Origin of the sequence: Enterobacter sp. R-1.6.2 (assembly GCF_035064085.1) — a bacterium.
GTDB classification, from domain to species: domain Bacteria; phylum Pseudomonadota; class Gammaproteobacteria; order Enterobacterales; family Enterobacteriaceae; genus Enterobacter; species Enterobacter asburiae_B.
The window spans coordinates 34,230-47,277 of sequence record NZ_JASEYI010000006.1 but is presented as its reverse complement, the minus strand read 5'-3'; the positions used below and the strand labels follow the sequence as shown (position 1 = coordinate 47,277).

Annotated in this window: 12 protein-coding genes and 1 other annotated feature; of the genes, 3 read left to right on the top strand and 9 right to left on the bottom strand. The window is 56.2% G+C overall.

The features are described 5' to 3' along the window. Positions 1 to 198: 198 nt before the first annotated feature. Positions 199 to 765, top strand: coding sequence for an acetate uptake transporter (gene satP / locus QMN93_RS08580; RefSeq protein ID WP_008502042.1), 567 nt, complete (start codon positions 199 to 201; stop codon positions 763 to 765). Here the strand turns inward: satP and QMN93_RS08575 are convergent. From QMN93_RS08575 to tal, 3 genes are all read right to left on the bottom strand, one after another. After that, the gene (locus QMN93_RS08575) at positions 742 to 2,064 is read right to left on the bottom strand and encodes an MFS transporter (protein ID WP_029740862.1); all 1,323 of its coding nucleotides are present in this window, start codon (positions 2,062 to 2,064) and stop codon (positions 742 to 744) included. The genes satP and QMN93_RS08575 overlap by 24 nt on opposite strands. A gap of 121 nt (positions 2,065 to 2,185) precedes the next feature. Further along, entirely contained in the window at positions 2,186 to 2,773 is a 588-nt protein-coding gene (gene mog, locus QMN93_RS08570) for a molybdopterin adenylyltransferase (RefSeq protein ID WP_023310343.1), read from the bottom strand. A 110-nt stretch (positions 2,774 to 2,883) separates the two neighbouring features. Further along, positions 2,884 to 3,837: a transaldolase gene (gene tal / locus QMN93_RS08565; RefSeq protein ID WP_023310342.1), complete on the bottom strand. Its 954-nt coding sequence runs from the start codon at positions 3,835 to 3,837 to the stop codon at positions 2,884 to 2,886. A gap of 262 nt (positions 3,838 to 4,099) precedes the next feature. On the opposite strand from tal, the gene QMN93_RS08560 reads away from it, so the two are divergent. Both QMN93_RS08560 and yaaA read left to right on the top strand, forming a co-directional pair. Continuing rightward, the gene (locus tag QMN93_RS08560) at positions 4,100 to 5,530 is read left to right on the top strand and encodes a sodium:alanine symporter family protein (RefSeq protein WP_182383035.1); all 1,431 of its coding nucleotides are present in this window, start codon (positions 4,100 to 4,102) and stop codon (positions 5,528 to 5,530) included. A gap of 66 nt (positions 5,531 to 5,596) precedes the next feature. Then, positions 5,597 to 6,370, top strand: a complete 774-nt coding sequence (gene yaaA / locus QMN93_RS08555) for a peroxide stress protein YaaA (protein WP_039260860.1) — start codon at positions 5,597 to 5,599, stop codon at positions 6,368 to 6,370. A 32-nt stretch (positions 6,371 to 6,402) separates the two neighbouring features. On the opposite strand, the gene QMN93_RS08550 is transcribed toward yaaA, so the two are convergent. The 6 genes from QMN93_RS08550 to QMN93_RS08525 form a co-directional block, all read right to left on the bottom strand. Further along, a complete protein-coding gene (locus QMN93_RS08550) occupies positions 6,403 to 6,705 on the bottom strand; it encodes a DUF2502 domain-containing protein (RefSeq protein ID WP_048979033.1) in 303 nt (100 codons plus the stop codon). A 253-nt stretch (positions 6,706 to 6,958) separates the two neighbouring features. Beyond that, positions 6,959 to 8,245, bottom strand: a complete 1,287-nt coding sequence (gene thrC / locus QMN93_RS08545) for a threonine synthase (RefSeq protein ID WP_182383034.1) — start codon at positions 8,243 to 8,245, stop codon at positions 6,959 to 6,961. 3 nt (positions 8,246 to 8,248) lie between these two features. Further along, the gene (thrB, locus tag QMN93_RS08540; protein ID WP_032660770.1) at positions 8,249 to 9,178 is read right to left on the bottom strand and encodes a homoserine kinase; all 930 of its coding nucleotides are present in this window, start codon (positions 9,176 to 9,178) and stop codon (positions 8,249 to 8,251) included. Between the two features lies 1 nt (position 9,179). Further along, a complete protein-coding gene (thrA, locus tag QMN93_RS08535) occupies positions 9,180 to 11,642 on the bottom strand; it encodes a bifunctional aspartate kinase/homoserine dehydrogenase I (RefSeq protein ID WP_039260867.1) in 2,463 nt (820 codons plus the stop codon). A gap of 24 nt (positions 11,643 to 11,666) precedes the next feature. Beyond that, positions 11,667 to 11,784: a sequence feature (Thr leader region), on the bottom strand. Beyond that, on the bottom strand, positions 11,723 to 11,791 hold the full coding sequence (thrL, locus tag QMN93_RS08530; protein ID WP_015572623.1) for a thr operon leader peptide: 69 nt from the start codon (positions 11,789 to 11,791) through the stop codon (positions 11,723 to 11,725). (Overlaps the previous feature by 62 nt.) Positions 11,792 to 12,002: 211 nt before the next feature. Then, positions 12,003 to 12,689, bottom strand: coding sequence for a tRNA/rRNA methyltransferase (locus tag QMN93_RS08525; protein ID WP_029740855.1), 687 nt, complete (start codon positions 12,687 to 12,689; stop codon positions 12,003 to 12,005). Positions 12,690 to 13,048 lie beyond the last annotated feature (359 nt).

The following is a 13,048-nucleotide window of genomic DNA, read 5'->3' as shown; positions in this document are numbered from 1 at the left end:
GTCCACACACTGCGGTTGACTACAAGATGGGGTCGCGACGGCATCCATCAAGGGGCAAGCATAAAAAAAATTTTAATTTCACCCTGATGAGATCATAGACGCCACCGATTGCGCCCATTATGATGCCGCGCCCAGTCAGGGAGAACTGACGCGGGTTTAACCATTTCACCATATTAATGATGATTTTTTTGAGGACTTATGGGCAACACTAAGTTGGCTAATCCGGCTCCGCTGGGCCTGATGGGTTTTGGCATGACCACTATCCTGCTGAACCTGCACAATATCGGGATGTTCCCGATGGATGGCATCATCCTGGCGATGGGCATTTTTTACGGCGGTATCGCGCAAATCTTCGCGGGCCTGCTGGAATATAAGAAAGGCAATACCTTCGGCTTAACCGCCTTCACCTCTTACGGTTCTTTCTGGCTGACCCTGGTTGCCATTCTGCTGCTGCCTAAAATGGGCATGGCAGACGCGGCAAACGCCCACTTCCTGGGCGTTTACCTGGGCCTGTGGGGCGTCTTCACCCTGTTCATGTTCTTCGGTACCCTGAAAGGTAACCGCATGCTGCAGTTCGTTTTCCTGAGCCTGACCGTGCTGTTCGCCCTGCTGGCGATCGGTCACCTGGTGGATAACGAAGGCATCGTTCATGTTGCAGGCTGGATTGGTCTGGTTTGCGGCGCAAGCGCTATCTACCTCGCAATGGGTGAAGTGCTGAACGAGCAGTTTGACCGCACCGTTCTACCGATTGGTGAAAAACACTGATCCCTCTGTCGTGTCCGCCTCGCGGGCACGACATCCCCCCGCCTGACGAAGCCAAAATCCTAATACCAGCCCCATCAGCGAGAGCGCGAGTACATACCAGGCTGGCGCCATCGGCGACACGCCCATCAGTACGGTAACCGCAATAGGCGTCAGCCCGCCGAAAATGGCATATGAGACGTTGTAAGAGAACGAGATCCCGGTAAAACGAACTTCCGGCGGGAAAGCTCGTACCATGACGTAAGGCACAGCACCCACTACGCCCACGCACAGCCCTACCACGCCGTACAGCAGGAACAGCTGTTCAGGATGGCTGCCCGCCAGATGGTAAAACGCCCAGCTTGACGCGGCCAGTAGCAGGCTGCCGACGATAAAGGTAACGCTGGCACCGAAACGATCTGCTGCCAGCCCGGCGGCCAGACAGCCAAAGCAGAGCATGATTGTCGCGATACTGTTCGCCTGTAGCGTCACGGCAGGGGCGAAACCGTACTGCTTTTGCAGCCACACCGGGGACATCAATATCACCACCACAATGCCCGCCGAGAGCAGCCAGGTGAGCAGCATCGACACCACCACCGCTTTTTTATGGCGAACCACGACCGCCTTCACCGGCAGCTCCTGCGCCAGCGCTTTGCGCTGCTGCATCTCGAGGAAAATCGGCGTCTCCTGCAGCCAGCGGCGCAGGTACATCGCGACCAGACCAAACGCCCCGCCCAGCAGGAACGGAATACGCCAGCCCCAGTCATGCACGGCCTGCTGCGTCATGCTGGTGTTTACAATTGTCGCGACGACGGAACCGAGCAAAATCCCTACCGTTAAGCCCGCGGTTAAGGTTCCGCAGGCGATTCCAATGCGGCGCGCCGGAACATGCTCCGCGACAAACACCCACGCGCCCGGCACTTCACCGCCAATCGCCGCGCCCTGAAGAACGCGCATCAGCAACAGCAGCAACGGAGCGAGAATGCCCATCGAGGCATAGGTGGGCAGCAGACCAATAGCCAGCGTCGGCACGGCCATCAGCAGGATGCTAAGGGTAAACATCTTCTTACGCCCGACCAGATCGCCAAAGTGGGCCATGATAATGCCGCCCAGCGGACGCGCCAGATACCCGGCGGCAAAAATGCCGAAGGTTTGCACCTGACGCAGCCATTCCGGGATATCCGCCGGGAAGAAGAGTTCTCCCACCACGGCGGCAAAGAAAACAAAGATGATGAAGTCGTAAAACTCCAGCGCGCCGCCTAAGGCCGCGAGCGTGAGAGTTTTGTAGTCCTGTCGATTCAGAGGTCGGGTGTTATGTGACATAGCGAACCATTTGCGTATATTGTGGAATTATTTTTACAGCAATCGTAAAGAAAAAATTACTATACCGTAAAAGCTTTACCACGCCATCGCCGCTTCAGCTAATGCCACATATTGGTTAATTTCAGGAGATTGTTTCGCGACGTGCGTTTTTCGGGCGAAAAGCTGCTACCACTTTCTCATCGGTTTCCACATACGGACCGTCAAGCAGCTGTATACAATACGGTACACTTGCAAAGATGCCGTGAACGAGGACGCTGCCATCTTCCGCTTTCAGCCCTTCAAGCGTCTCTTTGATCGACTTCGGCTGCCCCGGCAGGTTCAGAATCAACGCCTGCTTGCGGATCACTCCCACCTGGCGGGAAAGAATGGCCGTCGGGACAAAGTGTAGACTTATCTGGCGCATCTGCTCGCCAAAGCCCGGCATTTCGCGATCGGCAATCGCCAGCGTTGCGTCCGGCGTCACGTCGCGGCGCGCGGGGCCGGTTCCGCCCGTCGTCAGAACAAGGTGGCAGCTCATCTCATCCACCAGCTCGCAGAGCGTCTGCTCGATGATCGGCTGTTCGTCAGGGATCAGGCGGGTCTGAATGTCAAAGGGGGTGGTCAGCGCGCTGCCAAGCCACTCTTCCAGAGCGGGGATGCCTTTATCCTGGTAAACGCCGCTGGAGGCGCGGTCAGAAATCGACACTAAGCCGATGCGTAAGGTATTCATATCCATTCCATTCAAAAAGTACTGATTAAAGGGAATGATACACGCAGAGAGGAGATTCAGACAGGGTACGAAAGAAGTCGCGTGACCGGGAGCCCGGTCACGCAGAATGATTACAGCAGGTCGCCGATCATTTTTTCCAGTTTACCCTGGTCAACAGCAAACTTACGGATACCGTCCGCCAGCTTATCGACAGCCATTGGATCCTGGTTGTGCTGCCACAGGAACTCGGATTCAGTGATGCGCTCTGGGCGTGCTTTCACTTCACCGGTGTAAGACAGCTTACGCTCGATGGTACCTTCGCTTTCTGCCAGCTCTTTCAGCAGCGCAGGGGCGATGGTCAGGCGGTCACAGCCAGCCAGCTCGATGATTTCACCGACGTTACGGAAGCTTGCGCCCATAACTACAGTCTCATAGCCGTGCTGTTTGTAGTATTCGTAGATTTCAGTAACAGAAACCACGCCTGGATCTTCAGCCGGCGCGTACTCTTTCTTATCGGTGTTGGCTTTGTACCAGTCCAGAATACGGCCCACGAACGGAGAAATCAGGTATACGCCTGCTTCTGCACATGCACGCGCCTGCGCGAAGGAGAACAGCAGGGTCAGGTTACAGTTGATACCGTCTTTTTCCAGCTGCTCTGCCGCGCGGATACCCTGCCAGGTAGAAGCCAGTTTGATCAGGATACGGTCGTTGCTGATGCCTGCATCGTTGTACATTTTGATCAGACGTTTCGCTTTGGCGATAGACGCTTCGGTGTCGTAGGAGAGACGTGCATCCACTTCGGTAGAGATACGGCCAGGTACCAGCTTCAGGATTTCCAGACCGATGTTCACTGCCAGTTTGTCGGTGGCATCCACAACCTGCTGCGCGCGGTCGTTGCTCTGTGCTTTCGCCCAGGTCACTGCGTCGTCAATCAGTTTGCGATACTCAGGGATCTGTGCGGCGTTAAGGATCAGAGAAGGGTTAGTTGTGGCATCCTGCGGCTGGTACAGCTTCATTGCCGCGATATCTCCGGTGTCAGCTACGACAGTGGTGAACTGACGAAGGGAGGTCAATTTATCCGTCATGATAGTGTTTCTCTTTTAACGTGCCCTGGATAATTCACGCTACCGACAGCATGTCTGCAGCGGAAAAATGACAGGTTTACTTGTTAGGGGGATGTAACCGGTCTGCCCTGATGATAACACGACGGAGGGGTAGCGCAACCGCAGACAGTGCGCTTAGGTAGAGTATGGTAAACTCGGAAGATTAACAGGCTGCTAAGCAACAGCATGCCCAATCAGTGGTAGCGCTTACATATTCACTTTGGCATCAACAAGAGGGACGTTAATGCCTGATTTCTTTTTCTTTATTAACGAAGTCCTGTGGGGTTCGATAATGATTTACCTGCTTCTGGGAGCAGGTATTTGGTTTACGCTACGCAGTGGGTTTATCCAGTTTCGTTATATTCGCAAGTTTGGCAGAAGTCTGAAAAACAGCGTTACGCCCCAGCCGGGCGGATTAACGTCGTTCCAGGCACTCTGTACCAGCCTGGCGGCACGCCTCGGCAGCGGGAATCTGGCGGGCGTTGCGCTAGCCATCAGCGCCGGCGGGCCAGGCGCGGTCCTCTGGATGTGGGTGACGGCGCTACTCGGAATGGCCACCTCCTTTGCAGAAAGTTCGCTCGCCCAGCTGTATAAAGAGAAAGATAAAAACGGCCAGTTTCGCGGCGGTCCTGCCTGGTACATGGCGCGTGGTTTGGGGATGCGCTGGATGGGCATTCTGTTCTCGCTTTTTTTACTGCTCGCATACGGCCTTATTTTTAATACCGTCCAGGCAAATTCTGTCGCCAATGCCCTGCGCTATGCCTTCTCCTGCCCGGAGTGGGTCGCCGGTATTGCTTTAGCCCTCGTCGTTCTGCTCACCATTTCTGCCGGTCTCAGGGGCGTTGCCCGCCTGATGCAGTGGCTGGTTCCCGTTATGGCGCTGCTTTGGGTTGTCGCGAGCCTGTTCGTCGCCGCCCTGCATATCGACCAGGTGCCTGGCGTGATTGCGACCATCGTCAAAAGCGCTTTTGGCTGGCGCGAGGTGGCCTCCGGGGCGCTGGGCTATACCTTCAGCCAGGCGCTGATGGCGGGTTTTCAGCGGGGCATGTTCTCCAATGAAGCCGGTATGGGATCAACCCCCAACGCGGCCGCTGCCGCCTCTTCCTGGCCGCCGCACCCGGCCGCACAGGGCATTGTGCAGATGATTGGCGTCTTTACCGATACCATTATCATCTGTTCCGCCAGCGCCATGATTTTGCTGCTGGCAGGCCCCGTCCCGCACTCCTCTGGAACCGCCGGGATACAGCTTCTCCAGCAGGCGCTGGTGAACCTGACCGGCGGCTGGGGTGCAGGTTTTGTCTCGCTCGTCCTGGTGCTGTTTGCCTTCAGCTCGATTGTGGTGAATTACCTCTACGCCGAAAATAACCTTATTTTCCTGAAGCTCGACTCCCGTACCGCAATCGGAGCCCTGCGGCTCGCGGTCATTCTGATGATCATCGCTGGCTCCTTCCTCAGTATGCCGCTGGTCTGGCAGCTGGCCGATATCATTATGGCGCTAATGGCGATCACGAACCTCACCGCTATCCTGCTGCTCTCGCCCGTTGTGACCCTGATTGCCAGAGACTATCTGCGTCAGCGCAAACTCGGCGTTCCGCCGGTATTTGATCCCGCCCGCTATCCCGATATTAAGGCGCAGCTTGCCCCCGGCACGTGGGATGATTTGCCGCGGCAATAACAGCTATCGATCAATTCAGGGCGATTTTTTGCTAAAGTCGCTCTAAATTTCCTGCAAGGACTGGATATGCTGATTCTGATTTCACCTGCAAAAACGCTCGACTACCAGAGCCCGCTCGCCACCGAGCGCTATACCCAGCCTGAACTGCTGGACTACTCGCAACAGCTGATCCGCGAAGCGCGTAAGCTCTCTGCGCCGCAAATCGCCTCGCTGATGAGCATCAGCGACAAGCTGGCCGATCTTAACGCGACCCGCTTTCACGAGTGGCACCCGGATTTCACCCCGGCTAACGCTCGCCAGGCGATTCTGGCGTTTAAAGGTGATGTCTACACCGGCCTGCAGGCGGAAGATTTTAGCGAAGCCGATTTCGATTTTGCCCAGCAGCATCTGCGCATGCTGTCAGGTCTGTACGGCGTACTGCGCCCGCTGGATCTGATGCAGCCGTATCGTCTGGAGATGGGGATTCGCCTGGAAAATGCCAAAGGCAAAGACCTGTATCATTTCTGGGGCGATATCATTACCGACAAGCTGAACGCGGCGCTGCACGCTCAGGGCGATAACGTGGTGATTAACCTGGCATCCGACGAATACTATAAGTCGGTGAAGCCGAAAAAGCTGGATGCGGAGATTATCAAACCGGTGTTCCTCGACGAGAAGAACGGTAAGTTCAAAGTGATCAGCTTCTACGCTAAGAAAGCGCGCGGCCTGATGAGCCGCTACATCATCCAGAACCGCCTGACGAAGCCGGAGCAGTTAACCAAATTTAACAGCGAAGGCTATTTCTTTGACGAGGCGTCGTCAGGGAAAGGCGAGCTGGTGTTTAAGCGCCACGAGCAGTAAAAACAAACCCCGCCAGCTGGCGGGGTTTTGCATTAATGGTGTTTCCAGTCCGGGCCGCGATCGTCACGGCGGTCATCGTGGTGATGGTCATCGTGACGATCGTCGTGTTTACGATGCTCATCATGTGGGCGCCAGTGGTTATCACGCCAGTCATAATGCGCCTTCCACCAGTCGTGGTCGCGCCAGCGGCCGCCGTCCCAGTAATGCCCGTTGTTATCCCGGTCGCCAATCTGCAGTTTGACTGCAGGTACGAGGGTAATTTCAGATGCCTGAACCGCCATGGGGGCGGCCAGCACCAGTGAAAGCGCGATGAGTGCAGGTTTCAGTGTAGACACAGGTGACTCCTTATTCTTCTTGCCCAACGTGGGCCGATGTAAGGAGATTACGCGAGGGGAACGGGGGATGTTATTCTCTGCAATCCTAAACGCTAAGTGACCGCATTTATTGGGAATTTCTGCTTTTTTCCTGCTTTTTCTCTCCTTAATTTCTCCATAAAAAAGCCGGGTGGCGCTGCGCTTACCCGGCCTACGATTAGGTCATCGTGGTCGTTGTAGCCCGGTAAGGCGTAGCCGCCACCGGGCTACACAATCACGCGCGCGTCATCATCAGCTTACGCAGCGCGGCAAAATCCGCGGGCAGCTCATGTGACAGCAGCGGCAGGTCGGCGCGCTCGGCCAGCTCTTTCGGCAGCGGCAGCGTTTCGCCCAGGATCGCTTCCACGCTATCTTTGAACTTCGCCGGATGCGCGGTGCCCAGGAACAGGCCATATTCACCCGGGTTAAGCTGGTCGCGCAGCGCGCGGTAGGCAATCGCCGCGTGCGGTTCAGAGGTATACCCCACCGCCTTCAGCTCGCGCATGGTTTCTTTGGTGGTTTCATCCGTCACCGCGGCGTAACCCAGGTCACCCAGACGCCAGATCTTACGGCGGAACAGCTCTTCCACGCGCGGCCAATTGTTCGGCTGTGACACATCCATCGCGTTGGAGAGCGTCGCCTGCGTGGCGTTCGGCGCCCACTTCCCGTCTTTCAGGAAGCGCGGCACGGTGTCGTTGGCGTTGGTCGCCGCGATAAAGCGTTTGACCGGCAGACCCAGGGATTTCGCCAGCAGGCCCGCCGTCAGGTCACCGAAGTTACCGCTCGGCACGGAGATCACCAGCTGGTTGCGCGCTTCCTGCGGCAGCTGCGCCACCGCTTCGAAGTAGTAGCAGATCTGCGCTAGCAGACGGCTGATGTTGATGGAGTTGGCAGAGTTCAGACCCAGAGCCACCTTCAGCTCTTCGTCGTCGAAAGCCTGCTTGACCAGCGCCTGGCAGGCATCGAAATCGCCGTCAATTGCCACGGTTTCAATGTTGCCGCCGAGCGTACAGAACAGTTTTTCCTGCAGCGGGCTGATTTTGCCTTTCGGATAAAGGATCACCACGCGGACATTTTTCAGGCCGTAGAAGGCATGCGCCACCGCCGCACCGGTATCGCCGGAGGTCGCGGTCAGGATGGTCACCGGTTTGTCGCCGCTGATGTGGGTCAGCATCTGCGCCATAAAGCGGCCGCCGAAGTCTTTAAACGCCAGGGTCGGGCCGTGGAACAGCTCCAGGCAGCCAACGTCAGGCTCAACCTGCTTAACCGGCGCCGGGAAAGCGAACGCCGCACGCACGCGCTCTTCCAGAAGCTCCTGCGGAATTTCGTCGCCGATAAACGCAGACAGAATTTTGGTGCTGCGGGTGACGAAGTCCTGCTTCAGCAGCTCGTCGATCTCGGTCAGCTGGAATTCCGGCAGGTCATGCGGGAAGAACAGCCCCTGATTTTTGCCCAGCCCCTGAGTTACCGCCTGCGCGAAGCTGACCTGCTCGTTATGATCTTTAAGGTTATAGAGTTTCATTAATTATCCCAGTACTCGTGCGCCAGCCGTGTCCAGACGGCAAATATGAACAAAGCCTTCCTGATTTTGCAGGTAGTGTTTAGAGAGCCAGTCCGCCACGCGCTGCGCGGTGTCAGGCTTGTCGCACAGGGCGAATAGCGTCGGGCCGGAGCCGGAGATGCCGCACGCCTGCGCGCCGATATCCATCGATGCCTGTCGCGCCTCGTTAAAGCCGGGCAGCAGCTTTGTGCGGTACGGCTCGGCAATGACGTCCTTCATCAGCTTCGCCGCCAGCTGCGGCTGACGGGTGTAGCAGGCGTGAATAAAGCCCGCCAGATGACGCCCGTGGGCGATACAGTCCTGGCGACGATACTGCGCGGGCAGGATCGCACGCGCTTCCGCGGTAGAGACCTTAATGCCCGGATAGGCCAGCACCCACAGCCACTCATCAAACCCTGGCACCTGCTGGCTGATGATGCCATTTTCTTCGATCATCAGCTGCATGCCGCCGAGGAAGCACGGCGCCACGTTGTCATAGTGAATGCTGCCGGAGATGCGCCCTTCCAGCTCGCCCATCAACCCCAGCAGGCGGTTGTTGTTCAGCGGCTTGCCGCAGTGCTCGTTCATCGCCACCAGCGCGGCGACCACCGAACAAGCGCTGGAACCCAGCCCCGAGCCAATCGGCATACTTTTTTCCAGCGTCATGGCAACCGGCACGTTTTTGCCGATCTCCTGACAGAAGCGTTCCCAGCACTGATAGACGATATTTTCGCGCGGCTCAGACGGCAGTTTGCTGGCGAAGCGGCCCACGTTGTTCAGGCTGAAGCTGTCTGCCGCTTCCACCGTGACCGTATCGCCCAGCAGTGAACCATCCACCGGCGTCACCGCCGCGCCCAGCACGTCAAATCCGACGCTCATATTCGCGCTGGAAGCCGGGGCATAAACTTTGACCATGTTAAACTCCTAACTTCCATGACAGGGTACGCAGCAGATCGGCAAACACACCCGCCGCCGTAACATCGTTCCCTGCGCCATAGCCGCGAAGCACCAGCGGCAATGGCTGATAATAGTGGCTGTAAAACGCGAGGGCGTTTTCGCCGTTTTTAACTTTGTACAGCGGGTCGTTGCCATCCACTTCGGCAATCTTCACCCGGCACACGCCATCTTCTTCAATGTTGCCAACATAGCGCAATACCTTACCTTCATCACGGGCTTTCGCAACGCGCGCGGCAAAAGCATCGTCAAGCTGCGGCAAATTTGCCATGAATGCAGCGACATCACCGCTGCTGTCAAATTCTGCCGGCAGGACCGGTTCAATCACGATATCAGAAAGCTCAAGCTCACGGCCCGTTTCACGTGCCAGAATCAGCAGCTTACGCGCCACGTCCATACCAGAGAGATCGTCACGCGGATCCGGCTCGGTATAGCCCAGCTCGCGTGCGGCGCGGGTCGCGTCCGAGAGGCTCATCCCCTCATCCAGCTTGCCGAAGATAAACGACAGCGAGCCGGAAAGAATGCCGGAGAAACGCTGTAGTTCGTCGCCCGCGTTCAGCAGGTTCTGCAGGTTCTCGATAACCGGCAGGCCCGCGCCCACGTTGGTATCGTACAAGAACTTGCGGCGCGACTTGCTCGCCGCCAGACGCAGCTGGTGATAGTAATCCATCGACGAGGTGTTGGCCTTTTTGTTCGGCGTCACCACGTGGAACCCTTCGCGCAGGAAGTCGGCGTACTGGTCGGCCACCGCCTGGTTAGAGGTACAGTCGACAATCACCGGGTTAAGCAGATGATACTCTTTCACCAGACGGATCAGGCGGCCCAGATTGAACGGCTCTTTCGCCTCGTTCATCTCGGCCTGCCAGTTCTCCAGGTTCAGACCGTGAACATTAGTGAGCAACGCTCTGGAGTTGGCAATCCCGCAGACGCGCAGATCGATATGTTTCTTCTTCAGCCACTCCTGCTGACGCTTCACCTGCTCCAGCAGCGCGCCGCCCACGCCGCCGACGCCAATCAGGAACAGCTCGATAACCTGATCGGTGTTGAACAGCATCTGGTGAACCACGCGTACGCCGGTGGTGGCGTCATCGTTGTCCACAACAACGGAAATTGAACGCTCTGACGAGCCCTGGGCAATCGCCACGATATTGATATTGGCGCGCGCCAGCGCGGCAAAGAACTTGGCGGAAATACCACGCAGCGTGCGCATGCCGTCGCCGACCACGGAGATAATCGCCAGGCGTTCCTGAATGGCGAGCGGCTCCAGCAGCTCTTCTTTGAGTTCCAGATAGAACTCCTCCTCCAGCGCGCGACGGGCGCGCAGGCAGTCAGCCTGCGGCACGCAGAAGCTGATGCTGTATTCGGAAGAAGACTGGGTAATCAGCACCACCGAGATACCGTTGCGGGACATAGCCGCAAAGACGCGCGCCGCCATGCCGACCATCCCCTTCATCCCCGGGCCGGAGACGCTGAACATCGCCATGTTGTTCAGGTTGGAGATGCCTTTGACCGGCAGACCGTCTTCATCGGTACTCGCGCCAATCAGCGTACCCGGCGCCTGCGGGTTACCGGTGTTTTTAATCAGGCAAGGGATCTGGAACTGGGCAATCGGGGAGATGGTACGAGGGTGAAGCACTTTGGCGCCGAAGTAGGAAAGCTCCATCGCTTCCTGGTACGACATCGACTTCAGCAGTCTGGCATCGGGTACCTGGCGCGGGTCGCAGGTATAAACGCCGTCGACGTCAGTCCAGATTTCACAACAGTCCGCGCGTAAACAGGCAGCCAGCACGGCGGCGGAGTAGTCGGAGCCGTTACGGCCCAGCACCACCAGCTCGCCCTTCTCGTTACCGGCGGTGAAGCCTGCCATCAGGATCATATGGTCAGAAGGAATTTTGCTTGCGGCGATACGGCGGGTTGATTCGGCAATATCAACGGTGGATTCGAGGTAGTGGCCCACCGCCAGCAGTTTTTCAACCGGGTCGATCACGGTCACGCTATGTCCGCGCGCTTCCAGCACGCCGGCCATGATGGCGATAGAGAGTTTTTCGCCCCGGCAGATCAGCGCCGCGTTGACGCTGTCCGGGCACTGGCCGAGAAGGCTGATGCCGTGCAGGACATGTTTGATTTGCGCGAATTCTTGCTCAACGAAGGACTTCAGCTGAGCGTGCGGGAAGCCAGGCAGCGCCTCTGCCAGCCCTTGCAGTAAGTCAGCGAAGATACGCTCTGCGTCGCTGATGTTCGGGAGTGCATCCTGGCCACCGATGGTTTTTTCAATCATCGCCACCAGATGGTTCGTGATTTTTGCCGGGGCAGAGAGCACGGTAGCAACCTGCCCCTGCCTGGCATTGCTTTCCAGGATATCGGCAACACGCAGAAAACGTTCTGCATTTGCCACTGATGTACCGCCGAACTTCAACACTCGCATGGTTCTACCTCGTTTCCTTTAGCCGAAAAAAAAGCCCGCACTGTTCAGGTGCGGGCTTTTTTTTGTTTTTCCTGTACGCGTCAGCCCGCATCGTTACCTGTGGTAATGATGATGGTTGTAGTAATGGTGGTGATGCTGATGCGTTTCATGGATGTTGTGTACTCTGTCATTATTATCTGTCTGTCCTGTATTCTTTTAGGGTTAAAGGATCGGGCACCTTAAGTCAACGAATTTTTAATTTGATCACAATTCAGGAGACTCTCACGTCCCGCTGTTTGCAGATTTATTTTCATCCGATTCGCCCAAGTGCAACCCATCAGTACAGACTTATTCACCATAGTAAAAACTTATGACAGGATTTTACTCCGCCAATTTTTTTTCAATATCGTGCAGCAAACGGTGCAGCATTGCGGTGTCCCGCTGCTCAAGACGCCCAAGACGCTGCTGCAGCCAGTCAGCCATTTTTTGATCGTCCGCCACACCCAACTGAGACAACAGTTGCTCAACGCGAGCGCGCAGCGCAGCCAGCTGATTTTCATTTGCCCCTTCTGCCGGAGGCTGGGGGATTTGTATTAGGGAGGCTAATTGATAGCAATAAACCATGACCGCCTGGCCTAAATTCAGGGAGGGATAATCGGCGACCATCGGCGCACCGGTAAGAACGTCCGCCAGCTCCAGCTCTTCGTTGGTTAATCCGGAATCTTCGCGACCAAACACCAGCGCGGCTTTATCCAGCCACTGGCTTTTCTCGCTCAGCATCGGCACCAGCTCCGCTGGCGTGGCATAGTAATGGAACTTCGCCCGGCTGCGCGCGGTGGTCGCAACGGTAAACGAAATGTCGTGCAGCGCATCAGCAAGCGTCGCGTAAGTGGTTATATTATCGAGGATATCTCCCGATCCGTGCGCTACCCAACGTGCCGCAGGCTCCAGGTGGGCAGTGCTGTCCACGATACGTAAATCGGTAAAACCCATGGTCTTCATGGCGCGCGCGGCAGCGCCTATATTTTCGGCTCTGGCTGGGGCAACCAGTACAATCGACAGATGCATTTATGCTCTCTTTTTAATCAGTTAGCGGGCAAAAATGTGATGCACTTCAACATATTACGCGGCGCGAATTTACAAAAATGCAACACAAATCACCGAAATAGCGTTTCATAACAAATTAAAAACGCTAAACTATTCCTTGTCTGAACAATCAGTTAGAATGTTAACAGAACACTATTATCCCTATGTTTTATAATGATAATAGCGACATGAATACCCTATTCTGATTGGATTCGCTTCGTTTATAAATCAATGTCCGCAACTAGTTGGTTTATTGAAAAATTGTGACAAAGGCTAGCATTCCGCTACGATGATTTCATCAAACTGTTAACGTGCTACAATTGAACTTGATATATGTCAAC